Raw genomic sequence first — 24,293 nt, 5'->3', positions numbered from 1 at the left:
AAGAGGCTTGTTGTAAATTATTAAAATGGTAATTAGAATGATACTGTATTTACGGTATTGGTTGCTGAAGTGGTAAAGGTACTTTTAAGCGTTCCTCCGGAAGTAGAATAAGTTCCTCCGGTGTATAATCCCCATCCTGAAGTTCCTCCCACAAAACTTCCGCCGGTATAACTTCCGCCAAAATAAACTTTATAAGTAGTACTGTTTACAAGATTCGTACTGGAAAAATGAAAATAATACACTCCGTTTTTAGGTTTGAAGGTTACCATTTCCGTTCCCGAAGCATTTTCAATATGCAACATAGAAGTGGCTGCAAGCTGTGCGCTGGATTTCAGGAACATACTTACCTGTGTGGAAGCAGCTCCCATTGCTTTAGTCATACTTGCATTCGATCCCGCAGAAATCAGAAAACCTCCGTTCATTAAAAAAGTTCCGTTGTAATCAATTCCTTCTTCCGGCTGACTTGTCGGTCCGTTTACAATAGTTGTTCCGCCTGTAATGGTGATATTTCCGTTGCTGTCAATCGCGTCGCTTCCTGCTACGATATTAATTCCTCCGGTAATGTACAGATGGCTGTTGTCATTAGATTCCGTTCCTCCGGCAACTGTTCCGTAGGTTGCGTTAATTCCGTCATTGGAAGCCGTAATATTGTTTACTCCGCCTGCTAAAGTAATGATCGGCGCTTCTACACCTTCACCGACTCCCGAAGTGGAAGAAATTGCAGAAACCGTATTTGTTCCTCCATTTATGGTAACCGATGCATCTGAATGAATCCCGTCATCTGTAGAATTAAAGGTGTTGTTTCCATTATTGATTGCAACGGCTCCGGTTGCGACCAGAGTTTTCGGGTGACTGTAATCTGTTCCGGATACTAAAAATCGGGCTCCAGTTGTTTTAATTAATAAAACAGGATTTCCTGTTGCGCTTCCTATCGTTATCGTTCCGTCTGCTTTTAAGCCTTTTCCTCCTGTTCCCGAACTTGTTGTCGTCACTGAACCTGCATTAATCAGAAGATTTCCGTCTGCTGTAATGGCAGAAGAAGAGTAAGAATCCAAAACGCCTGTTGTATTGGTGTAAGTAGCTCCGTTTCCTGCTGTTGTAATCGTTAAATTTCCATTATTGACTGTGATATTCTGAGCGGCTGAAATTCCTTTCCCTCCGTTTGCCGTAGAAGCTAAAGAAAGATTGAAAGTTCCTCCGTTTACAATAACATTTCCATCGGTTTTTATGGCTGTGGAATAAGAAGGGTCATATCCGCTTCCTGAAGCGGTAAGAACGGCTGCTCCCGAAAGTGAAGCAGTAATATTTCCACCGTCGAAAGTAATATTTCCTTTTGCACTGATGGCTTTTGATTGCGCCCCTGTTAAAGTTAAATTAAATGTTCCTCCCGAAATTCCGATGGTTGAAGTTCCTGTTTTAATCGCTTTTACATCGGCTGAAGCCAAAGTTGCGGTTAGGTTTCCTCCCGAAATAGAGATTGCTGTATCTCCTGCATCAATTGCGTCTCCGGTTGCTGTGATGTTTACCGTTCCGCTGCTCATGACATAACCTTCCGAATGAAAACCGTCTGATGCGGAAGAAGTTACTGTAATATTTCCGTTCTGAACTTCAATTCCTGCGGAAGTGGAAATACCGTGCTTTTTAATTCCTTTAATGCTTAAAGTTCCTGTTCCTGTAAAAATTATTTTTCCATCGGTTTGTAATGTCCCGTTTTTTGTGCTTGAAGAACCGTCTGTTAATGAATTTGTTGTCCCTGCCTGAAGGGTAAAAGTATGAGTTTGTCCGCCGGTGATATTAATGGCAGATCCGGAAGCATTGGTAAGATTTAAATTATTCATTACAAAACTTGCGGGAAGAGAAGAGCTCATTGTGAGACTTCCTGTTGTGCTTGTTCCCAGTAAATTGTATTCTAAATTATTGATGGTTGCAGTGGAAACAACATTCACCGTTCCGCCTGTTGCCGTAATAGTAACTCCCTGATTAGAATAAGGATTGATAATGGTTGCATTTTCTGAACCTTTGTAAATAATATAAATTTTGGTTAAGCTAACCGCAGTAGGAGAGAACGTTAAACTGTCAACTATGCTTTTCGGTAAGTCTAAACTTGCTGCAGCTCCGTTAATGTGAAATTTTGTATAATTTGAGTCAAATTTAATACTGTCGACAACCGGAGTAGGAGAAGCGTACATATTGTTTCCCGAATTATGCGCCACAATATTGCTTTGGGCTTTTAATCCAAAAGACAAAAAACATGCAATTACGATATATAAATACTTTCTCATTTTTTAATCAGTTTTAAAGTTGTGTTATTAACCTGTACCAGATAAAAGCCTTCTTTGAAGCTGCTGATATTAATGTCTTCATTGGGTTGATAAGTTCCCGACAGAACAAGTCTTCCTTCAGCAGAATAGATTTTCACTTTTAAAGATTCTTTTTTGTCTGATGTTATTCTGATGAATTCTGCGGATGGATTCGGGTATAGTCTGATCTGGTCTTTATTCAGCCCGATCTCCTGAGTGGCTAAAATGGTTGATGAAAAAGTTATTTTCCGGATAATACCGGTCGGGATAGAAATATCGGAAGCGGAACTCGCGGTTTTCACCAATAGATTGCTTCCTGAAAAATAAAGTTTTCCGCTGTTTTCAATTGTGTAGTTCTGTGTGGAACCCGTGTAATAGGTAACTTTTATTGTTGTTTGAGCAAAGGAAACCACTGCAAACAGAAATAAAAGCAAACCCATCATTTTGCTGAAAAATTCTGTTGTTTTCATTATCAAATTAATTTATGTTTCAAAATTAATTTTTAGTTAACATTGAAGAAATAATTTGAGGTAAACAGTAAAAATGTGTCGGTGAATGAGAAATATTTAACTAAAATAAATTTTTATTGAAATATTCTTATTTTACAAAAACAATAAAAATGTCTTTTACAAGATCACTTTCGGTGAAAAATTTAGTATAAGGTTTCGAGATGTAATGAATATCGTATTTGCTGCTGTACAAAGAATAGCTTTTGTTGTACAGTTTGTAATCAAGTCTCTTACCGTGCAGAAAAACAATTGAATTTTCTTCGGCATACGGCGGACCGAAACTAACTTCTCCCAACTCTTTATAAGTTCCATTGTCCGGAAGTTTGATCACTGTATTCTGTCTGAGTTCATTTCTGCTGAATACTTTCAGCTTTTGATCGAAATTATAAGAAAAAGGGCTGAATTCTAAAAGATAATTCTCTTCCTGAGCTAATTCCTGAGGAATTTCCAGTGAGTAAAAACCGTCTTCGTTAGTTTCGGTGGAATATACTTTATTAATGGTGATTAAATTTACATACGCTTTTACGGGTTTGCCTTCTTCGCTGGTTACAATTCTTCCAGAGGCTGTTAATTTTTCGCCGCCTTCTGTGTTTTTGTTTTTTTCTGTGGATAAATTTTTTCCGGTAAGAATAACCTGTGTTTTTGAAATATCTTTGGTCTGCGCAGGAAGAGTATTTACCAAACTCGCTGATAAAGCAATTCCTGCTGCTACTTTTGTAAAAGTATTTTTTCTGTGGGAAATATCTTCACGAATTGAAAAAGTTTCTTCCCTTTTTTGCTCAGGCTCTTTGTTAATGAGTATTCCGCAGAACTTTTTGCCATGATTTTGTTCTGCGATATCCGAAATTTCAGAATGAGTAAGCTTGGTAAGATCGTATACTTTTTTCGAACACAAATCGCAGAATTTTCCTTCCGGAATCGTGTGCATATTCTTTAAAGATTCTTCACAGGACTTTTCAATTTTAAGATAAGGTCTCATTGTTTTAGTTTACACAAAAACGGAAAAGCACAGAAATTATTTTACAATCAGATCGCAAAACCAGAAAACATATTCATCATCTTCGCTGTTTTCATCAGATTTCGGTTTCGGATAGGTTTTTTTAACAATTTCCCCGATCTCGAATTCAACAGGATTTTTAAAAAGAGGGCCGTTAAAAGTAAAAGTATGAAATTCGCCATTTTCTCCGCATACATCTACATTTTCAGGTAAATCTTTAATAAAGTCTTCATCAATAATTCTTCCGGCAAAACTTTTATCGAGATAGGTTTCGTTCACGCAGGTAACAATGGTTTTAAAGCCAAGATCTAAAAATTCACGGATGAGGTCGGTTGTATTGATTTTCCATAACGGAAAGACTCCTTCCATTCCAATGGAGCGTAACTGGTCTTCGCGGTATTTCTTTAAATCTTCCAGAAAAATATCTCCGAAAATAGAATGGGTAATGCCTTGAGATTGTATTTCCGTCATAGTTCTGCCGATAATTTCTCGATACTCTTCCATAGAAGGTTCTTTGGGAAGTTCCATTTTAATTAAAGGAAAGCCTAGACTTTCTGCCTGTTTTTCAAGTAATGAAACATGAACGCCGTGCATGGAGATTCTCTGAAATTCTTTATTAATGCTTGTAAGCAGAGAGGTGACTTCAAATTTTTCTTCCTTTAAAATTTTATATAACGCTAAAGCAGAATCTTTTCCGCTGCTCCAGTTGAAGATGGCTTTCGGTTTCATAGTTGAGGTAATGTTCTTCAAAAATAATCAGATTGATTCAAAAGTCAGTTGACAATTGTACATATTTATTGAAATTATGGTTGTTTGCATTGTATTAGATTATTTTAATTAAATGTTAATAAAAGTTCATATATAATTTTATTTTAGTCAGTTATAAGGATTTATGGTGGGTAATAATGTTATATATTTGCACCTGCTAATTTTTGTGCCGTGAAAAAGTTTTTTTTATTTCTATCGATTGTATTTCTGAGTCGGGCGAATGCTCAGAATGTTGGGATCAATTCGCTTACACCGCAAATGACTCTGGATGTGAACGGAGTAGCTTCTACCGTTACCAAAGCAGACGGAATGAGAGCGCCCAGAATAACGTTGGCTCAGCTGAATGCAAAGACAGGGTATAACTCTAATCATGTAGGTGCTTTACTTTATATTACGGATGTTACAGGAGGTTCCACGGTATCTGCAACAGCACAGATCGCGACGGTTGGATATTACTATTTTGATGGTACCGCATGGCAATCTGTAGTTGCTAAAACAGGAACAGCGGTTTTTATTGCTTCACTGGGAAGCGGAAATGGTTCTGCAACAGCGGCTAGTATCAATTCCGGTGGTTTTACCACGGTTCCTCTTTCAACCGTAACTAAAAATGTAGGCGGTGGAATCTGGACTCCGGCATCCAACACATACACTGTGCCAAGTTCGGGAACTTATCTCATTAAATCGAGTATCAGACTTGTAGATGGAAGCGCAAGTAGAAATGTGTTTCAGGCGGTGCATACTGTAAATTCAGATATTCCCGAAGGAATCTGGGACACGAATTCCGGAAACCGCTGGACAATGCTGTATACAAGAATTGCCTATTTTAACAAAAATGATCAGTTAAGGCTTTATATGTATTCTGACGGAGCAACGGCTAATATTTCTGACGCTTCTCTGAATATTGTTTTGCTAAGCCAGAACTAAAGTCCTTTTGAAATAAAATAAACCCCTCATAGAATTTCTGTGAGGGGTTTTTTGTTAAAAAACATTTATTAATATTTTTTCGACTGAATTTCTTTAACGGGAATAAATGCTCCGTTAATATAATCTATTTTCTGTTCAAAAGGATAAGCCGGATTTGATGTCATTAAGACTCCCACAACGCCGAAAAACATTCCGATACTCAAATTTCCAATATTAGGACTTCCGGATCTTAATTTTCCGACGAAATAATAATCGTTGTCTCTTTTTTCTGCCTTCGTGAAAAGATTTTCGATAGGAAGATAAACATACAATTCTCCTTTGTAAACAAGGGCATACACATCATCTTTCTTTATTTCTTTTTCTTTTCCGTCTGCTGTTTCAAATATTCTGTGAATTTTGGGTTGGTTTCCGTAAAATTTAACGCTGCTGATTTCCTGTTGAGGCTGCTGGTTTTTCAGAGAAGTATAATCTTTGTACAGTCCGTCTTTCAATTCAGAAGAATTGAAGAGGCTGATTGACTGTTTATAGATATCATCAAAATTTTTAAGCTGTTCCCATGTGTAACGCTCTGTTGTATTAGGTTTTCTGGATGCATTTTTAGCAATAAATTCTCCCAGCATTTCACTACCTTTTCTTAAAATTTCTTTCGTTACATCGGCTGATTTATGCTCTGTTACGGTATCTGTTTTTTCGAGCAAAGAGTAGGTTCCGTCATCATTTTTAGCAAAAAGAAAACCCTGGAAATAACAGTATCCCAACTCAGTAAATGCTTTTGAGACTTCAGCAAAATACAATTGTTTAAGATATAAAACCAGATTTCCGTTTTCTGCATTTTCTCCGTTTATGCTGTTTAGAACATTTTGAAACTGATCAGAAAGGGGAGACGTAGGAACCACTCTGGCTTTTGCATTCAATGCGCCCTGCTGCACAATTCCAACGGTTGTTGTATCAATTCTGGCATCAATAATTGTAATGGTTTTATAATAGCTTTTCTCTGATTTCTGAGAAGGCGGGATAATCGTAAAATCTTCCGTTCGCTTCTGGGCAAATAAAATGGCAGATAAAGATAGGAATACAAATAGTACATTTTTTCTTAAAAATATTTTCATGATGGTTATTTATTTTCTTTTAATAACGGTTTAAATGGATGATTAGTCTATAAAAGTACAAAAACCTCAAAGAAAATTCCCTGAGGTTTGATTTATAAATCGTAAAAAAGGTAGCTGAGCGAAGTCGAAGCTACATATTTCTTCTATACTTCCCGCCCACTTCAAACAAAGCATTGGTAATCTGTCCAAGAGAACAGTATTTCACAGCATCCATCATCACTTCGAATAAGTTTTGCTGATTGATCGCGGCATGTTGCAGCGTTTTCAGAGCGGCTTCCGATTTGTCTTCATTGGATTTCTGGAAGTTGTGAAGCATTTCAATCTGGAACTGCTTTTCCTCCTCTGTTGAACGGATAACTTCTCCCGGACGAACCGTTGGCGAACCGTCTTTTCCTAAGAACGTGTTCACTCCGATAATCGGATATTCTCCGGTATGCTTCAGCCATTCGTAATGCATTGATTCTTCCTGAATTTTTGAACGTTGGTACATCGTTTCCATCGCACCCAAAACGCCGCCTCTTTCAGTGATTCTGTCGAATTCCGCGTAAACAGCTTCTTCTACTAAATCCGTTAATTCTTCAATGATAAATGAACCCTGAAGCGGATTTTCGTTTTTCGCTAAACCTAATTCTTTATTGATGATCAACTGAATTGCCATCGCTCTTCTTACAGACTGCTCAGTTGGCGTTGTAATCGCCTCATCATAAGCATTGGTGTGCAATGAATTACAGTTGTCGTAAATTGCATACAACGCCTGTAAAGTGGTTCTGATATCGTTGAAATCAATTTCCTGAGCGTGAAGCGAACGTCCCGAAGTCTGGATGTGGTATTTCAACATCTGGCTTCTTTCGTCGGCTCCGTATTTCAGTTTCATTGCTTTTGCCCAGATTCTTCTTGCCACACGTCCGATTACCGAATATTCCGGGTCGATTCCGTTAGAAAAGAAGAACGATAAGTTCGGTGCAAAATCGTTGATATCCATTCCTCTTGAAAGATAATATTCCACATACGTGAAACCATTTGCCAATGTAAATGCCAACTGAGAAACCGGATTGGCTCCTGCTTCCGCAATGTGATATCCTGAAATGGAAACAGAGTAGAAGTTTCTTACTTTTTCTTTGATGAAATATTCCTGAACGTCGCCCATTAATCTCAAAGCAAATTCAGTAGAGAAAATACAGGTATTCTGCGCCTGATCTTCCTTTAAAATATCTGCCTGAACAGTTCCACGAACGGTTGCGATGGTTTTTGCTTTAATTTCTGCATATACATCGGCAGGAATGACTTCATCTCCTGTAATTCCCAATAGTTTTAATCCTAAACCATTATTGGAAGGCGGCAATTCTCCGTTGTATTTTGGTCTTGCTAAACCTTTGTCGTCGAATTTCGCTTTCAAAACTTCCTCAACCTTAGCCTCAAGTTTATTCTCAGCAATATATTTCTCCACATTCTGGTCGATTGCGGCATTCATAAAGAAAGCCAATAACATCGGAGCCGGACCGTTAATCGTCATTGAAACCGAAGTTAATGCATTCACTAAATCAAATCCTGAATATAGTTTTTTAGCGTCATCCAAAGTAGCAATCGAAACTCCTGCATTTCCGATTTTTCCGTAAATATCCGGTGGTAAAGCCGGATCCTGTCCGTAAAGAGTTACTGAATCGAAAGCAGTAGATAAGCGTTTTGCAGGCATTTCCGCAGAAACGTAGTGAAATCTTCTGTTGGTTCTTTCAGGTCCTCCTTCTCCGGCAAACATTCTTGTTGGATCTTCTCCGGTTCTTTTGAAAGGATAAATTCCCGCAGTGTAAGGGAAACTTCCCGGAAGATTTTCCTGTCCTTTCCATTTGATCAGATCGCCCCAGTCGTTGTATTTCGGTAAAGAAATTTTCGGAATTCTTAGGTGGGATAAAGATTCTGTTGAGGTTTCAACCTTAATTTCTTTTCCTCTTACGAAATAGGAATAAAATTCAGCTTTGAAAGCCTCTTTCGTATCATCCCATGTTTTAAGGAAGTCGATATTTTCCTGTTGAAGTTCTTTTTCAGCTTTTTGATATTCAGCATCTAATGTTTCATTGGAAAGGAAATTTTTAACGCCTTCAATATGATACATTTTTCTTGCCAACTCAGCCTGTTTTTCAACATTCGCATCGTATTGTCTGTTGTTTTCAACGATTTCAGAAAGATAACGGACTCTTTTTGGCGGAATAATCGTTACTTCGTCTGTAATTTCCTGTTCAACAAATGTTTTTAAATTTAAATCAGCAAATTTATCATTGACTTTAGAAACCAGTCTGTTGTATAATTCCGTCGTTCCGTGATCGTTGAACTGAGATGCTTTTGTAGCATAAACCGGCATTTCATCCAATGGCTGTTCCCACAGCAAATGGTTTCTCTGGAACTGTTTTCTTACGGCTTGAAGGGCATCAAGAGCGCCACGTTTGTCAGATTTATTTAAAGCAACCAAATCTGCATAATCCAACATATCGATTTTTTCCAACTGTGTGGAAGCTCCATATTCCGGAGTCATCACATACATCGAAACATCCGCAAAATCGGAAACTTCCGAACCGGATTGTCCAATTCCTGAAGTTTCAAGGATAATAACATCAGGATGAGCTAATTTCAAGACATTCAATGCAGAATGAATGAACGGAGAAACCGAAACGTTGTTTTCTCTTGTTGCCATCGAACGCATATACACTCTTGGATCATTGATCGCGTTCATGCGGATTCTGTCTCCCAAAAGTGCACCTCCGGTTTTCTTTTTTGAAGGGTCAATTGAGATAATCGCAATTTTTTTATCAGTATTGGAACGTAGGAAACGTCTTACCAATTCGTCTGTTAAAGAAGATTTTCCCGCTCCTCCGGTTCCTGTAATTCCGATAATCGGAATATGTAAGTCTTTTGATTTTTCGTCGATCGCTTTTACCAGTTCCGGTTTTTCTTCCGAGAAGTTTTCAACGGCAGAAATGATTTTCGCAATGCTTGTCGAATTTTCAAAACTGATGGAATCCAGATCTTTTACATCAACATCCTTTCCTGTTGCGAAGTCTGATTTCTGAACCAAATCGTCGATCATTCCCTGTAAACCAAGTTCACGACCATCATCCGGAGAATAAATTCTGTCGATTCCGTAAGACATGATATCTTCGATTTCTTCGGGCAGAATTACACCGCCTCCGCCACCGAAAATTTTGATCTGCGGAGAGTTTTTCTCTCTTAAAAGGTCATAGATGTATTTGAAATATTCGTTGTGACCACCCTGATAAGAGGTTAATGCAATGGCATTTGCATCTTCCTGAATCGCAGTATTTACTACTTCTTCAGCCGATTTATCGTGTCCAAGGTGGATAACTTCGCATCCTGTTCCCTGAATCACACGGCGCATAATATTAATCGCAGCATCATGACCGTCGAATAGCGACGCAGCCGTCACGATTCTGACTTTATTTTTTGGAGTATATTTTTGGGTTTCCATAAAAGATTTAGAAAATTTCTGAATTTCCAAATATAATAATAAAATAGAAACCCGATGTTTAATGTTAATACATTGTAAATGATTAAGTTAATTTGCTTTGATTAAATATTTGAACCTCATTTAAACTAACATTTGTTAGAAATGATAACTGCTTAGAAGTTACGCCGCTGATTTCTCAGAAAATCTTTCACAGAATGATATCATTAATTTCTATAATTTTGCATCATATAAATAAGGTATGAAAAAGGCATTGCTGTATTTTGCGTTGGGAACGGTTTTAAGTTTTTTAATTAATTATTTCTTTTACAGTTCGGAAAACATCGGGCTCGATATTTATTATGCCATTGCCTTTGGTTTTGCATGGGGAGTTGCCTATTATTTAGATACCCCGGATTTTACTCTGCCTCAAAAATTAGGATTGTCTTTTGTTGCCATGGGAATCTTGGTTCTTGTGGGCGCTTTAATTTTTAATCTGGAACTGGCTATTCCTTCCGTTCTTAAATTTTCGACGGTTTTTGTGGCGTATTATTTAATTGCAAGTTTCAGAGCAAATAAAACACTGCGCGATTAATGCATCGTCATAAAACTTACATACATTAATAGAAGGAACATGCAGAAAAGTCCGAATAAATTGACAATAAATAAAAGAATTCCTTTCATTACACTAATACTTCGTGCATTTTTGTAAACTCTGTGATGCGCTATAAAGAAATATACAAGCATATAAATGACGGCTGCGGAATAGATTGAAAATGTTAAAGTGTTGAAAATCGTATTATCCGGAAGTAATGAAGTAAGTTCCGAAATGGTTATGATGATCAGAATTCCTAACAGCAGAAAGGAAAAATAATGAAGCGTGAAAATACCATGATCAAAATACCACCATTTCTTTTTATTGTGGAAAAGCCATAGAAAGAAAGCGAAAATCGGCAGATAAACAAATAATGCTTTCGGAAGAGTGTGGACAATATTTTCAGTGAATTTTTCAAAGATCTGATCTTTTTTCAATCCCTGTTCCTGAAAGTGAAATATTTTTTTTGCATAAGGTTTTAAAAATGCAAATACGGCTTTTTTATCCTGATTTTTAAGGCTTAAGGAGTCGAACTGCTTCATGGTAGTAGCTCCCAGAATGCTCATTTTTCCGTCGGCTGTTTGTGTAAAAGTATCCTCTTCAGGATCGGTAGTATTTTTTTTGCTGCCAATTTTCAGGTCTTTTTCCGTCTTAGAACTAGATAAATCCTCTTTTATCAGTTGATCTTTTTGGAGCGAATATTTCAGACTGTCTGTAAATCGTGCAATTTTTTCGTCCTGTTCTTTTTCTTTCAGGATCTGCTCTTTCTTTTCGTTTTCTGAAAGTTCTTCTTCTGAACCGGAAAATAGAGTAGGGAGAAAAAAAGTAATAAAACTGATGAAAATATACAATTTTACAGGAGCCACATACATTTGTCTCTTTCCGGCAAGATATTCTTTAGTTAATCTCCCGGGACGAATGAGTAAATATTTTATTGTTTTCCAGAATTGTCCGTCATAATGCGTGAAATCTTCAATGAAATGAGTGAAAAGATAATGGAACGGCTGTTTGGGTTCCGTATTTTCCTGTCCGCAATGAGGGCAGAATCTTTCTTCAACAAGGTGTCCGCAGTTAAGACACGTTTTATCTTCTCTAATTTTTCCGTGGCTCATGATATAGATATGGATTTCAGCAAATATAATTATTTAAAGAAATTAAATAATCATATTGATATGGTTTTGGATGAAAGTTTAAATTTAATTGACAGTTATTATTGAAATTTGATTGATTTTTAAATTATTTTTAAATTTGTAAGTAAATTTTTCAATTGGAATTTTCTTGTTTTTTAATTGTTTTTATACGATTAAGTCTTTCAGATACTTAGTCTTAAACACATAATCAGCAGATTAAACGAAATATGTTTTTGCATTCTAAAAATAATTTGTACCTTTGCACACCCTTTTAGGGGAAAATTATGTTTAATCTTTAACTAAAACGTGTGAATACATTAAGTTACAAAACTGTTTCAGCGAACAAAGCTACTGCTAATAAAGAATGGGTTGTGGTAGACGCTGAAGGACAACCGTTAGGAAGACTAGCTTCTACGGTTGCAAAGATTTTGAGAGGTAAGCACAAAACGAACTACACACCTCACGTAGATTGTGGTGATAACGTAATCGTTTTGAACGCTGGGAAAGTAACTCTTTCAGGAAACAAGTGGAACGACAAGACTTATATCTGGCATACAGGTTACCCTGGAGGACAGAAGTCTATGACTGCGGCTGAACTTCAAAAGAAAGATTCTTTAAAAGTATTGGAAAAATCAGTAAAAGGAATGTTGCCTAAAAACAGACTTGGAGCTGCGATCCATAAGAATCTTTACTTATACGAAGGAACTGAGCACAAACATGAAGCTCAACAGCCTAAAACAATTAATGTTAACGAATTTAAATAATTAATATGTCTACAGTTCACAAAATCGGAAGAAGAAAAACTTCTGTAGCAAGAGTTTATGTAAAGCCAGGAACTGGTAACATTACAGTAAACGGTAAAGATGCTAAAGAATACTTCTCTACAGATGTAATGGTTTACAAATTAAACCAACCATTTATCCTTTCTGAAACTGTTGGTCAGTATGACGTTACCGTAAATGTATTCGGTGGTGGAAATACAGGTCAGGCAGAAGCTATCAGATTAGGTATTTCAAGAGCTTTATGCGAAATCAACGCTGAGTTCAGATTAGCATTGAAGCCTGCTGGTTTACTTACAAGAGACGCAAGAATGGTGGAAAGAAAGAAGCCAGGTCAGAAAAAAGCAAGAAAGAGATTCCAATTCTCAAAACGTTAAGATTTGCTGTTGGCGAATGGCTTATGGTTGTTTGCTACAGAAATGTATTAATTTTTATTTAAACTTAATCTCGGCGAAAAGCCAATTGCCACAAGCAAAAAGCCAACCGCCAATTGCCCGTTACGTTTAGCATCCAAACGCTTCTCCCATCTAAAGAAGTTGTTGATTGTTTAAAAGACGGAAAGTAAACTAACAAAAACAAAAAACATGGCAAAAGCAAATGTAAAAGACCTTCTAGAGGCTGGTGTACACTTCGGTCACATGACTAGAAAGTGGAATCCAAATATGGCTCCATACATTTTTATGGAGAAAAATGGTATTCACATTGTAGACTTACATAAAACAGCTGTTAAATTGGATGAAGCTTGTAACGCTTTAGAAAAATTAACTTCTGCAGGTAAAAAAGTTCTTTTCGTAGCTACTAAGAAGCAGGCGAAAGAAGTGGTTGCAAAACACGCTTCTGAACTTAATATGCCTTATATTACAGAAAGATGGCCGGGTGGTATGCTAACAAACTTTGTTACTATCAGAAAGGCTGTTAAAAAAATGAACTCTATCGACAAAATGAAAAAAGATGGAACGTTCGAAACTTTATCTAAAAAAGAAAGATTACAGGTAGACAGACAGAGAGCTAACCTTGAGAAGAACTTAGGTTCTATCGCTGACATGGTGAGACTTCCATCTGCTGTATTCGTAGTAGATATCATGAGAGAACACATCGCGGTAACTGAAGCTAAGAAATTAGGTATTCCGGTTTTCGGTATTGTTGATACAAACTCTGACCCAAGAAAAGTAGATTTCGTTATCCCAGGAAACGATGATGCTTCTAAATCTATCGATATGATTCTTAGTGTAGTTTCAGAATCTATCAAAGAAGGTCAGTCTCAGAGAAAAGCTGATAAAGAAAAATCTAAAGAAGAAGGAGAAGTAGTATCTGCTGATAAAGATGCTGACTTTGATGCTGAATAATTAAAGATTTTCTTTAAAATACAAAGACCGCTAAATTTTAGCGGTCTTTTTTTGTTTTTAATAAAGCTTCCTGTTAATTTGAAAGCGTTACATTATAAGAAGTACTGATAAACTTAGTTTTCTGATACACCGAATTACAAACCATTCCGGAAATATTGTAATTCTGATTTTTAGGAACCATTGCCGAACCTATTTTGTTGGCGCCAATCGGAATTTTCTTGAAATAATTATTACCGCTAATCGTAAGAACCATATTGCAGCGGGAATTATTCTCAACAGTAATTGACGTATTCGGGCTGTCTTCGGAGCCGTTTAAAAGATCCGTTAAAACTGCCGCCGTTTCAGATTTGTACGTTTTTAGTAAAGTCTGATATTCTAATTCCGTTTGATTGGCAGTAGAGGTTCTGCTAACAGTACTTGAGTTTGTATGAGGATTTTTTACGGCACTGTTGTTTGTCCTGTAATGAGTAGTCTCACAACTGTTTAAGACAATGATGATCATAACCGTAAAAGAAAAAAGCTTTTTCATAACAAAATTTTCTTGGTGTAAATTTAAAACTTTTACTTACTCGCCCGTCATAATTTATTTTCCAGTCTGAACAGGATTATTAATGGTTAAAAAAATACTTTTTTTAATTTCTTTCTGTGAGGAATATAAAACATCACAGACATGGCTCGTTAAAGTATAACTTCCTTTATTAATCACAATAGAATTTTCTCCTTTCGCCGGTACTGCAAGATTATAGAAATCTTTTCCCTGAATTCTTAAAACGATATTACAGTCAGAATTATTTTTAAACAAAAGAATAACTTCTTTGCTGCTGATATCTTCATTAAACATCGCATTAAGCAGTTTTACTGTTTTCTCTTTATGTTCAGCGGGTGTAGAAGCAATCAGGCGTTTAAACTCCTCCGTTTCCGAGGCATTAGAATTCTTCATTAGGTTAGAAGAAATTTCGGAAATAACAGGTCTTGCTTCCATCGGTTTGGCATCCTTTTTTCCTTTGGTCCACTCCGAGTTTTTCAAGGCAATTATTTTAGATTTTAATACGTTTCTTTTAGGATCATCCGGATGTGCGGTTTTCAGGAAATCTTCAATTTCGCTGATGTTTTTACTTTCTAAAATATTCTGGGATTTATTTTGTTCCTGAACGCTGCTGCAGCATACGAGAATTCCCGTCGAAATAATCAACATTACTTTTTTCATAACTTATCTTTTTTGTGTTTATACGTGAAAATACAAGGATGTAAAATAGTACAGCCTTTAATTGTTTATGTGAATTTTATCACCTAAAAATTACCGATAAGTTAAATTTGTAAAGTGTCTGGAAATACTGATTTTCTTTTCATCGTGTGTTTTTGTTTGTTAGTTAATTCTGAATTTAATATACGTTATTGTTTTCCCTTTTGCAGAGAAAAGCTCTTCATAATATGTTTTAATATCTCTTAGATGCGGTGTATTCGGATCATACTCCAAGGCTCCGTAAATATCGTGGTGTGCAGTAATTATTTCATAACCTGCCCCCTGTAAAAATCCTAAAGTGTAGCCGTGAAGAAATTCTGAATCTGTTTTTAAATGGATAATTCCGCCGGGTTTCAAGAATTTCTTATATCTTTCTAAAAAGTCAGGATGCGTTAATCTGTGTTTTGTACGCTTATATTTAATTTGTGGATCCGGAAACGTAATCCAGATTTCATCCACTTCATTTTCTCCGAAAAAATAATCAACGAGTTCAATCTGGGTTCTCAGAAAAGCAACATTCTTCATGTCGTTTTCTACAGCTTCCTTGGCTCCGAACCAGAATCTTGCCCCTTTAATATCAACTCCTATAAAATTTTTCTCAGGGAATGTTTTTGCAAGACCTACCGAATATTCTCCCTTTCCGCAGCCTAATTCTAAAACAATAGGATTGTCGTTTTTAAAGAAATCTGTTCTCCATTTTCCTTTAAGGTCGAAACCATTTAAAGCATCTTCTCTAGTTGGCTGAATAACATTTGGTAATATCTTGTTTTCTGCGAATCTTGCTAATTTATTTTTACCCATGAGACATTTATAAAATCCTGCAAAAATAACTAATTTTAGGCAAATGCTCCATTTTTAAACCTGAAAATAACAGCTAACTGCGTTATTTTCTCATAGAACTTCCCAGTGCAACCATGATGGGTTTCTGGATGGTTTTCTGTGAGGCGTACTGAGCTCCGCAAACAATACTGGTGAAAAGATAATCACCTTTCTGTATCACAATCGAATTGTCGCCGTGCGAAGGAACAGGAAGCCTGTACTTCGTGGTCCCGATTCCTTCTATTCGTACAATAATATTACAGTCAGATTTATTTTCAATCATCACGATACATTCTTTCGCATTGGGGTCGTTATCGAAAAGAGAGTTAAGGATTTTTACCGTTTTGTTTTTATGTTCCGTAGGATTTTCCGCCATCAGCATATTAAATTCAGAAGCTTCTGCATCCGGAATGGCAACCACAGGTTTCGTGTTTGAAGATGGTGCGGAGGAAGCTGCAGGAGCAATATATACATTTTTCGGATTACTTGGTGTGTACACTACCGCAGATTGCCCCACCTGCAATTCTTTCTGATATTTTGCAATCTGTTTCTGCTTAATGATAGCATTCATCTCATCAAAAGATATTTTGGTTGAAGGTCTTCTCTTCAGCATAGCAAGCCAGTCCTGCATTTGCTTTACTTTCTGGTCACCGGGTTGCGCATTTTTTATGTATTCTTTCATCATTTCCATCACACGAGGCTTAAGTACAGATCTTCGCGGATCATCGGGATGAGCATCTCTCAGGAAAGCATTAATTTCGTAAATATTTTTACTCTTTAAAATTTCACTGTAATCTTTCCCTTTCGACTGAGCGGAAAGAGTGATGTACAGAATCATACTAAAAAATATAAATAACTTTTTCATTCACTGGTATTAAAGTGTAAAAGTAAAATATTTTCTCGTTTAATTGATTTATTTTTAAGGCATTAGTATCCAAAATTGCAGCGAAAATTACACCAACTGTAATGAACAATCAATTTTTTCTAAATTTAAAAATTATTTTAAGTAAAACAAAAAAATGTACATATCACTTGGAAAATGTACATTTTTTTTATTTGTATAATGAGAAATTTTATTTCAGAACATCCTGAAGATGAGAATTCCTTAATCTTCTCTGGTAAATCGGAAGATATTTTTCTATAGGGATTTTTATCGCCTCAAAATTTCCGGCAAGAACATAAGGTTCGATATTTTCTGAAGTATAGACAAACTGCAGGAAATTATCAATTAAGTTTTCAGGAATTTTGAATTTCGTGAAATAATCTTTTCCCAGATAATTTTTAATCTGCGTTACAGAATTATTCATTCTTTCGTAGGCTACATAGCGCTGTTTTTTCTTTCTTTCTCCGGATAGAATATCATAAATGCTTTCCAGGCTGAAGGTAAGTCCGCCATCCCGCAAACCTGCAACAGGAAGCTGCGGCGGAGTTCCGTCTCCTTTAGGTTCCGGAAGACCGATTACTTTTTTAATCGCTAAAGCCTTATCTTCTTTTCTTATTGAATTAACATCATAACGTAAGTTACCCGTAGGTTTAAATCTGCTGATGATGACTTCCTGAATATCGTGATACGCCACTTTCAGTTCAACCAGATTTTTCTGATCCATCATCTGGGGCGTCAGCTTAATATCTTTTCGCTCTGTAATAATCGACGTAAAACGGATCACATCTCCAGGATTGGCAGAGATATAAAAATCACCATTATAATCGCTTAAAACAGTTTTCAGGGTAGTAAGATTCGTAACATACATCTGGTTCAGATACAAAACAGAATTATCTTTTAGAAAAACTTCTCCGGAGTATGTTTGTGCGTTAATTTTTGCCAGAAAAACCAACAGCAGCAGAGTAAATAGCTTCTTCATATAATACCGCAAAATTACGCAGAAAACCAACAAGCTATACCTATTTTAGTAGTGAAAACAGGTTAAAGTTATATTAAACTTTAATGAGGAATTGTTAATGAATGTTATAAGTATGCATTTAAATATAAAATGTGTGAAAATTTTTAATGATTTTTCATTCCGATTAATAATTCTTTACCAAAAGCCAACTCGTATATTTTACAGTAGTTGTGCCTCCAAATTCCGTCCAGCTTATGAAATACCAGTACGTTGCTGTGTTTACCAGTCTTCCTCCGACTCTTCCGTCCCAGGTAAATCTGTTGGAAGGCGCTCCTCGAAATACCTCTGCTCCATAACGGTCAAAAATTCTGAAGATAATATTGTCATTATTCATTAATTCAGAATAATTTATGGCATCATTATAGCCATCAAGGTTAGGCGTAATTGTATTGATAAGATTAATAATAACAAAAGGTCTTATAACTTCTTCACATTGATTGGTATCCCGAATGTGGATAATATGATTTCCCCTCGGAACATTCATGAAAACATTTGAACTCTGCCAGTTTACGCCATCCAGAGAATATTCGTAAGGCGGAGTTCCACCGCTTGCTCCTATCGTTACGGTACTTCCGTTTATTTCAATCATCGTGATAACCGGAAGAGAAGATTCTGTAACGGTTACACTTTGTCTGTAAGTACAGCCTTCTGCAGTAAGATCTACCCAATAATTTCCGGGCGCAACATTTCCGATTGAAGAGGAGGTTGCTCCGGTACTCCATAGATAACTGTCGAATCCCGGTCCTGCATCTAAAGTAGTTAATGTTTTAGGGCAAACTACTTTATCTTTCAGAATAAGTGACGATTTCGGAGTTTTTATCGTAACGGTAATTGAAGCAATATTAGGACAGACTCCGGATTTCTCAAATCTTATAAAAATAGTCTGCGTTCCTGATAAATTCATTGGATTTACAATCTGCGCCGTGTTGTTCTGAGCATCCGGAAGAGTAGGGTGAAAAGTTACGGTAACGGATGGATCTGTTGTAAACTGACTGATATAAGGCATTAAATCAATTGATTTTGTACCGTCCAGATTATCATCACACATGGTGATGGCGTGTGTGGTTTTAATTAAAGAAATTTTATTTCCGATAACAAAAACAAGCGGCTTTACAACAGGAGGACAACCGTCCGGAGAATCTACTCTTATATAAATTGTAGTGGTGGTTGTGTATGACCAGTTATTCGGTAAAGTATTTGCGTTTCCGGCATTGGCATCTGCTAAGTTAGCGTAATATCTTACATTCGTAAAATAAGTCGGATTGTTTAAAACAAGAGGGGTGATGTTAGGCAGAATTACATTCACCACGCCGTCCAGATTATCATCACAAAAAGTTCCGTTATAATTATTAAGAACGTTGGCAAAAGGGTAAAGATTAAGTGTAATCTGGGCAATGGCTTTACATCCAAGTGTATTTTTTACCACGGCATACACAATGGTTCCGTTTGTTGCGGTATAAGAAGTTGCATTGGTAATTGCGGTTCCCGGAGTTTCGTTCTGGGCATCCAACAGATTCGTATAATAGGTAATGGTTACCGGAGAATTGCTGGTAACATTGGCTGTTGTTAAATTAAATATTCCCTGTCCCGATCCGTTATCACAGACTTTTAATGTTGCATTATTCACCGTTAAAACCTGAATGTTAATAATGACGGTTACAGTTTCGCAGTCAGGAAAATCTGGGTTGTTCCCGCAGAATGTATACGTGAAAGTGTCTGTTCCTGCAGTTCCGGGATTCGTAACGGTATAAGTAATAACTCCTGTTGTTGCATTTACGGTTGCCGTTCCTAAAGTCGGAGCCGTAAGCACGGCAACTGTAGAAGGAACCGGAGTCTGGGTAGAACTGGTAAATGCAGGAGTAATTGTTTTTGTGGTACAGACATCATAGGTCGCGGTAGACAGTTTTGTACAGTTCTGTACCTTGTACTGTGCCGTGATTAATGGAGCACAGCTTCCCATCGTTACCGAACAGGTGTAATAGCCGGACTGAGTCGGTGAGTAAGAAGCTCCTGTAGCTCCCGGAATTAAAACTCCGCCGACGTACCATTGATAGGTGTCATAAATTACAGGATCTACTGTGAGAATAATTCCCGGAGCGCAGTCTCCACCGGATTTTAAAATGACAGGCTGTGTGGGAAATCCTGCGAAAAATCCGCCATATCCTACCGCATCACTTCCTGCATTAATTCCCGCAGTTATCGCCTTAGAGGAAACAACAGTTACGGTTCCTGCAGTATTGGGAATGCCATAAGTTACCCAATTCAGGGTTCCCGTCATATTGAAAGGTCCTGTTGTAGCCGGAGGAGTAACTCCGTTTACGGTAACCACTGCACCTCTTTCCGTAATAAGGTTTAGTTTCGTGGGAACATTTAAAATACCATTCGGGTTTCCATTGGAGTAGACAAAGTTTTCATCAATCAATCCGAGTTCATTAATCTGTTTCGGTAAATAACAGTTGAGTGCCGGAATAAAATTGAATCCACCGGTTGCCACTTCGTTTCCTGCGGTACTCGCACCCGCAAGAACCTGATAAATATAAGCGTTTTTGGTTGTTTTGATGTATAAATTATAATGTCCGCTTCCCTGAAGCTGATATTTGGAGTCCGGAATCATGAAATATTGTCCCGTGTTTAAAGTGGCAACAGGAACAACTTCATTATTTACACGGATTTCCGTATTGTCTTCGGTGGCAATTACCAAAGCGCCTTCCATATTCGAACCGATGCTTCCGTTACCTTTTACCAAAGCAAATTCATTTCCCAAACGATCTACGGGAACCGACTGATCCATGAGGATATCAGAACTCTGAGGATAGTTTCCTGCATATTGTCCGTTGAAATTTCCATTGGTAACGTTAATGTTTTTATTGGCTGTAATTTTAGCACCTATAAATCCGTCAAAGTTTCCTGTAATATTTCCGATTCCGTCGATGATGTAGGATTGCCCTTTATTTAAATTAAACGTAATGGTAGGATTGGTTGCTCCCGTTGTTCCGTTGGAAAACTGTACAGTGGGTTTATATCCTGTTATGGTAACGGTGGTATTGTCTTCAGTTGCCAGAACGCTCGTCATAAAATTCAGGATAGAATTACTTACAGAGAGGGGAGCATTGGCTGCGTAAAAAGTTTTTCCGGTGGAAGGAATTCCTTTGGATGTAATAATTTCAGCGTGATTAAATACTGAAAATCTTAAGTTGGCGTAAAAGGGAAATTCTGCTTTTACATAAAGTCCTTTTGTTGTTGGAGTAAAAAGATCTGTCTGCTGTGATGTAATAATATAATCTCTTAAAATATCAACTTTTTGAGGATTTCCTTTGCTGATCGTTGCTGTGGCAATTAAAGTATTGTTGTTATAAATTTCTACCGGAAAAGGGGTGGTACGGTTAGTAGAAAGATATAGTTTCTGATTGGGGTTTGAATTTCCTGTGCGGTCTACCATGGGTGCAAACCAGTGTTCTCTATCCAATTGTGCCAGAGTAGAGGTGAAAAAGAGAAGTAAAAACAGAAAAGATAAAATTTTCTTCATTCAGATATTGCCTTTAACACAAATTTAATAATAAAAAGCATTCTGAGCTTAAAAAAATAAAAAAAACCATGATATCAAAATCATGGTTTTCAGAGTATTATTTAAAGAAATATATAAGCTTAATTTCTGTTTTTCACTAAGATCCATCCGGAATATTTAATCGGGGTCTGTTTGCCGTTTGGCTCGTTCCAGCTTACATCATACCAATAGTTTCCTGTAGGTATTTTTTTACCGCCTACTGAGCCGTCCCATTTATATCCGTTTTCCTTATTTCCTTCATGCATTTTTGTACCATATCTGTCGTAAATATTGAACACAAGGTTTTTCTTGTTTCCTAAAGCAGAATAATCAATCATATCATTTACGCCATCTCCGTTCGGAGTAATCACGTTGATAAGATTCGGTACGGTAACTTCTACCTGCATTGGATTACAGTTGTAAGAATCTTTTACATAGAATGTATTGTTTCCTCTCGGAACATTGGTAAATACATTGGAATCCTGCCAATGAATATTATCAATAGAGTATTGATAAGGAGCTGTTCCTCCCAATACATTTACCGTAACGGTATTATTGGAAATATCAATGCTTGAAATAACAGGCTGCTCCGAAGCATAGACTTTTACCGTCTGTCTCGTTACACAATTTCCTGTTTTCAGATCTACCCAGTAAGTTCCTGTGGTAACGTTACTGATCGACTGTGTTGTTGCACCTGTACTCCATAAATACGCTGTAAATCCTGGACCTGCATCTAAAGTTGTTTTATTTTCGATACAGATAATCTTCTCCTGTAAAACACTGGAATACACTGGTGGAAGAACAATTAAAGTAACTTTTGCTATTCTGAAACATCCGTTTGCATTGCTTACTTTCACAAAAACGACTCCGTTGGGTGCAACATAGTTCGCCGGATTGAGGATTTCATTGGTTCCGAGCTGTGCATCCGTTAAAGAAGGATAATATTTTTTTGTAATTCCTGTAGTGGTAGATACAAGAGCTGTTGTAAGGTCAAATAATGCCGTAGCAGGATTAGACGGAATAAAACATGATCTCAGTGTTGCATCCGTTACAGTAGGACTTGCAGAAACGGTAAACGTTAAAGTTACCTGCTCACAATCTGTAAAATCAGGATCGTTTCCACAGAATTTGTAAACTATTGTATCTGTACCTGTAAAACCAAAAGTTGGGGTATAAATAATTACTCCATTAGGATCAATAACAGCAGAACCATTTGCTGGAGGCGTAACAATCGTTACCGTACTCGGAACATACGTCTGTGTAGAATTTGTAAAGGCAGGAACTACTGCCTGATAACCCTCACAAACCGTAAGCGCTTTCGTAGACTGCTGAAGACAGGTATACACTTTATAAACAGGAGTTATTGCAGGAACGCAAGATCCTACTGTAATTCTTACGGTGTAATTTCCTGCTACTGTCGGCGTATAACTATTTGAATTGGCTCCCGGAATAGGGCTTCCATTCAGATACCACTGATAGGTTTCATAGCTGTCATCAACCTCAAGAACAATTCCCGGAATACAGTCTCCGGTTTGTTTTGTAATTAAAGGAATGGAAGAGAATCCCGCAAAATATCCCCCATAACCAGCCGTGCTGTAGCCTCCATTCACTCCGGCTGTTACCGCTTTGGTGGAGGTTACTGTTACATTTCCTGTAATTCCTGTAATAGCATAAGTTACCCAGTTGGTGTTTCCTGTTAAAGGATAAGGTCCCTGCGCAGCGGTTGGAGTTGCTCCATTCACCGTAACAGCCGCTCCTGCTTCTGTAAGAATATTAAGCTTCATGGTTACCCCCGAAACACTTGGCATTTCGTTGATCTTTCCGATCTCATCAATTTTTCTCGGAAGGAAGCAGTTCAAAGGCGGAATATAATTGTATCCTCCGGTGTTATTTTCTGTTCCTACACCAACTAATTGATACAAGTATACATTTTTAGAAGTTGAAATAAACATATTGAAATGTCCGCTTGCTCCTCCCTGCTGAATGTAATTGGTTTCATTAATTCTATACCATTCTCCGGCATTAATTGTTGCGATAGGTGCAGTAGCTCCGTTAATGAAAATCTGAGTGTTATCTTCTGTGGCAATAACAATTCCACCTTCCATATTTTCGGCAGGAGCGGTAGATCTTGTTTTTACCATTGCAAAAGTATTCCCCAGTCTTTCCACTGGAACCGACTGATCCATAATTAAATCTGAACCACTTGAACTTAAAGCTCCGAAATTACCGTTAGAACTTCCGTTGGTTAAGGTAATGGGTTTATCTGAAACTATTTTGGCTCCGATAAATCCCGTAAGATTTGCTGCGGTGCCATTATTTCCTGCCATGATGTAAGACTTCCCTTTGTTAAGGGTAAAAGTGTGGGTATTGGTTCCGGAAGTAGATCCTCCTAAAAAGACCAATCCTGAAGTATTCCATGTAACGGTAACCTGTGTATTGTCTTCCGTTGCAAGAATTCCTGCAGTAAAATTGTTGGAAGTACCGGTTCCTGCATTGGTATTTGGTGGGTTGGCTACAAAGAATAATTTCCCGATTCCTGCTTTACCTTTGGATGTAATAATTTCTCCGTGTGAAGATTGTGCAGACCTCAATGTACAGTAAAAAGGCTTGTCTCCCTTCAGATAAATTCCTTTTGTAATGATCTGCAATGCTTCCGAAGCGGTTGTTGCGCTAATAAGATTGGCAGAAACAGTATACGATTGAGGATTTCCTTTGCTGATGGTAACGGTCGTTAGCAAAGTATTATTGTTATAAATTTTTACATCAAAAGGAGTGGTGGAGTCTGTTGAAAGATATAACGCATTGGTATATCCTGTTGTGGATGCATAGTAAGGTGCAATCCAGTGCTCCGTATCCCTCTGTGCAAAAAGAGTAC

The 24,293-nt window shown here is 37.3% G+C and carries 19 protein-coding genes; 5 read left to right on the top strand and 14 right to left on the bottom strand.

The features are described 5' to 3' along the window. Positions 1–32 precede the first annotated feature (32 nt). From H6W53_RS20435 to H6W53_RS20420, 4 genes are all read right to left on the bottom strand, one after another. A complete protein-coding gene (locus H6W53_RS20435) occupies positions 33–2,282 on the bottom strand; it encodes a carbohydrate-binding domain-containing protein (RefSeq protein WP_185209366.1) in 2,250 nt (749 codons plus the stop codon). Next, on the bottom strand, positions 2,279–2,770 hold the full coding sequence (locus tag H6W53_RS20430) for a T9SS type A sorting domain-containing protein (RefSeq protein ID WP_185209364.1): 492 nt from the start codon (positions 2,768–2,770) through the stop codon (positions 2,279–2,281). Before H6W53_RS20430 ends, H6W53_RS20435 begins: the two co-directional genes overlap by 4 nt. 127 nt (positions 2,771–2,897) lie before the next feature. Then, positions 2,898–3,788 (bottom strand): hypothetical protein, encoded by an 891-nt coding sequence (locus tag H6W53_RS20425; protein WP_185209362.1) that lies wholly within the window; start codon positions 3,786–3,788, stop codon positions 2,898–2,900. 36 nt (positions 3,789–3,824) lie between these two features. Then, positions 3,825–4,535: a diphthine--ammonia ligase gene (locus H6W53_RS20420; RefSeq protein ID WP_185209360.1), complete on the bottom strand. Its 711-nt coding sequence runs from the start codon at positions 4,533–4,535 to the stop codon at positions 3,825–3,827. Between the two features lie 210 nt (positions 4,536–4,745). On the opposite strand from H6W53_RS20420, the gene H6W53_RS20415 reads away from it, so the two are divergent. Beyond that, positions 4,746–5,498: a hypothetical protein gene (locus tag H6W53_RS20415; protein WP_185209358.1), complete on the top strand. Its 753-nt coding sequence runs from the start codon at positions 4,746–4,748 to the stop codon at positions 5,496–5,498. Positions 5,499–5,566: 68 nt separating this feature from the next. Here H6W53_RS20415 and H6W53_RS20410 read toward each other — a convergent pair whose 3' ends face one another. After that, a complete protein-coding gene (locus H6W53_RS20410; RefSeq protein ID WP_185209356.1) occupies positions 5,567–6,607 on the bottom strand; it encodes a hypothetical protein in 1,041 nt (346 codons plus the stop codon). Between the two features lie 130 nt (positions 6,608–6,737). After that, the gene (locus H6W53_RS20405) at positions 6,738–10,085 is read right to left on the bottom strand and encodes a methylmalonyl-CoA mutase family protein (protein ID WP_185209354.1); all 3,348 of its coding nucleotides are present in this window, start codon (positions 10,083–10,085) and stop codon (positions 6,738–6,740) included. A gap of 238 nt (positions 10,086–10,323) precedes the next feature. On the opposite strand from H6W53_RS20405, the gene H6W53_RS20400 reads away from it, so the two are divergent. Beyond that, positions 10,324–10,656: a hypothetical protein gene (locus H6W53_RS20400; protein ID WP_087707154.1), complete on the top strand. Its 333-nt coding sequence runs from the start codon at positions 10,324–10,326 to the stop codon at positions 10,654–10,656. On the opposite strand, the gene H6W53_RS20395 is transcribed toward H6W53_RS20400, so the two are convergent. Continuing rightward, positions 10,653–11,768, bottom strand: coding sequence for a DUF3667 domain-containing protein (locus tag H6W53_RS20395; protein ID WP_185209352.1), 1,116 nt, complete (start codon positions 11,766–11,768; stop codon positions 10,653–10,655). The two genes, H6W53_RS20400 and H6W53_RS20395, sit on opposite strands and share 4 nt — an antisense overlap. Positions 11,769–12,094: 326 nt before the next feature. On the opposite strand from H6W53_RS20395, the gene rplM reads away from it, so the two are divergent. The 3 genes from rplM to rpsB all read left to right on the top strand — a co-directional run bounded on the left by rplM (position 12,095) and on the right by rpsB (position 13,911). Continuing rightward, positions 12,095–12,550, top strand: coding sequence for a 50S ribosomal protein L13 (gene rplM / locus H6W53_RS20390; protein ID WP_185209350.1), 456 nt, complete (start codon positions 12,095–12,097; stop codon positions 12,548–12,550). Positions 12,551–12,555: 5 nt separating this feature from the next. Further along, entirely contained in the window at positions 12,556–12,942 is a 387-nt protein-coding gene (rpsI, locus tag H6W53_RS20385) for a 30S ribosomal protein S9 (protein WP_072883409.1), read from the top strand. A gap of 207 nt (positions 12,943–13,149) precedes the next feature. After that, on the top strand, positions 13,150–13,911 hold the full coding sequence (rpsB, locus tag H6W53_RS20380) for a 30S ribosomal protein S2 (RefSeq protein ID WP_076396348.1): 762 nt from the start codon (positions 13,150–13,152) through the stop codon (positions 13,909–13,911). Positions 13,912–13,984: 73 nt separating this feature from the next. On the opposite strand, the gene H6W53_RS20375 is transcribed toward rpsB, so the two are convergent. The 7 genes from H6W53_RS20375 to H6W53_RS20345 form a co-directional block, all read right to left on the bottom strand. Next, positions 13,985–14,440: a DUF6759 domain-containing protein gene (locus tag H6W53_RS20375; RefSeq protein WP_185209348.1), complete on the bottom strand. Its 456-nt coding sequence runs from the start codon at positions 14,438–14,440 to the stop codon at positions 13,985–13,987. A 54-nt stretch (positions 14,441–14,494) separates the two neighbouring features. Beyond that, positions 14,495–15,118 carry a DUF6759 domain-containing protein gene (locus H6W53_RS20370; protein WP_185209346.1) on the bottom strand — a complete coding sequence of 208 codons (624 nt, stop codon included), beginning with the start codon at positions 15,116–15,118 and terminating at the stop codon, positions 14,495–14,497. A gap of 159 nt (positions 15,119–15,277) precedes the next feature. After that, positions 15,278–15,955, bottom strand: a complete 678-nt coding sequence (gene trmB / locus H6W53_RS20365) for a tRNA (guanosine(46)-N7)-methyltransferase TrmB (RefSeq protein WP_185209344.1) — start codon at positions 15,953–15,955, stop codon at positions 15,278–15,280. Between the two features lie 82 nt (positions 15,956–16,037). Continuing rightward, on the bottom strand, positions 16,038–16,838 hold the full coding sequence (locus H6W53_RS20360; protein ID WP_185209342.1) for a DUF6759 domain-containing protein: 801 nt from the start codon (positions 16,836–16,838) through the stop codon (positions 16,038–16,040). A gap of 208 nt (positions 16,839–17,046) precedes the next feature. Then, positions 17,047–17,835, bottom strand: a complete 789-nt coding sequence (locus H6W53_RS20355; protein WP_185209340.1) for a hypothetical protein — start codon at positions 17,833–17,835, stop codon at positions 17,047–17,049. A gap of 163 nt (positions 17,836–17,998) precedes the next feature. Then, a complete protein-coding gene (locus H6W53_RS20350; protein ID WP_185209338.1) occupies positions 17,999–21,400 on the bottom strand; it encodes a T9SS type B sorting domain-containing protein in 3,402 nt (1,133 codons plus the stop codon). A gap of 119 nt (positions 21,401–21,519) precedes the next feature. Next, the coding region (locus tag H6W53_RS20345; RefSeq protein WP_228457847.1) for a T9SS type B sorting domain-containing protein at positions 21,520–24,293 on the bottom strand (2,774 nt) is incomplete at its 5' end.

It is taken from the genome of Chryseobacterium sp. C3 (genome assembly GCF_014218905.1).
GTDB classification, from domain to species: domain Bacteria; phylum Bacteroidota; class Bacteroidia; order Flavobacteriales; family Weeksellaceae; genus Chryseobacterium; species Chryseobacterium mucoviscidosis.
The sequence above is the reverse complement of the archived record's forward strand: the minus strand, read 5'-3'. Positions and strand labels throughout refer to the sequence as shown.

Excerpts from the sequence above, each read along its gene's own strand:
- H6W53_RS20435 (WP_185209366.1), bottom strand. The coding sequence starts at position 2,282 with ATGAGAAAGTATTTATATATCGTAATTGCATGTTTTTTGTCTTTTGGA.
- H6W53_RS20430 (WP_185209364.1), bottom strand. The coding sequence starts at position 2,770 with ATGAAAACAACAGAATTTTTCAGCAAAATGATGGGTTTGCTTTTATTT.
- H6W53_RS20425 (WP_185209362.1), bottom strand. The coding sequence starts at position 3,788 with ATGAGACCTTATCTTAAAATTGAAAAGTCCTGTGAAGAATCTTTAAAG.
- H6W53_RS20420 (WP_185209360.1), bottom strand. The coding sequence starts at position 4,535 with ATGAAACCGAAAGCCATCTTCAACTGGAGCAGCGGAAAAGATTCTGCT.
- H6W53_RS20410 (WP_185209356.1), bottom strand. The coding sequence starts at position 6,607 with ATGAAAATATTTTTAAGAAAAAATGTACTATTTGTATTCCTATCTTTA.
- H6W53_RS20405 (WP_185209354.1), bottom strand. The coding sequence starts at position 10,085 with ATGGAAACCCAAAAATATACTCCAAAAAATAAAGTCAGAATCGTGACG.
- H6W53_RS20400 (WP_087707154.1), top strand. The coding sequence starts at position 10,324 with ATGAAAAAGGCATTGCTGTATTTTGCGTTGGGAACGGTTTTAAGTTTT.
- H6W53_RS20395 (WP_185209352.1), bottom strand. The coding sequence starts at position 11,768 with ATGAGCCACGGAAAAATTAGAGAAGATAAAACGTGTCTTAACTGCGGA.
- rpsI (WP_072883409.1), top strand. The coding sequence starts at position 12,556 with ATGTCTACAGTTCACAAAATCGGAAGAAGAAAAACTTCTGTAGCAAGA.
- rpsB (WP_076396348.1), top strand. The coding sequence starts at position 13,150 with ATGGCAAAAGCAAATGTAAAAGACCTTCTAGAGGCTGGTGTACACTTC.
- H6W53_RS20375 (WP_185209348.1), bottom strand. The coding sequence starts at position 14,440 with ATGAAAAAGCTTTTTTCTTTTACGGTTATGATCATCATTGTCTTAAAC.
- H6W53_RS20370 (WP_185209346.1), bottom strand. The coding sequence starts at position 15,118 with ATGAAAAAAGTAATGTTGATTATTTCGACGGGAATTCTCGTATGCTGC.
- trmB (WP_185209344.1), bottom strand. The coding sequence starts at position 15,955 with ATGGGTAAAAATAAATTAGCAAGATTCGCAGAAAACAAGATATTACCA.
- H6W53_RS20360 (WP_185209342.1), bottom strand. The coding sequence starts at position 16,838 with ATGAAAAAGTTATTTATATTTTTTAGTATGATTCTGTACATCACTCTT.
- H6W53_RS20355 (WP_185209340.1), bottom strand. The coding sequence starts at position 17,835 with ATGAAGAAGCTATTTACTCTGCTGCTGTTGGTTTTTCTGGCAAAAATT.
- H6W53_RS20350 (WP_185209338.1), bottom strand. The coding sequence starts at position 21,400 with ATGAAGAAAATTTTATCTTTTCTGTTTTTACTTCTCTTTTTCACCTCT.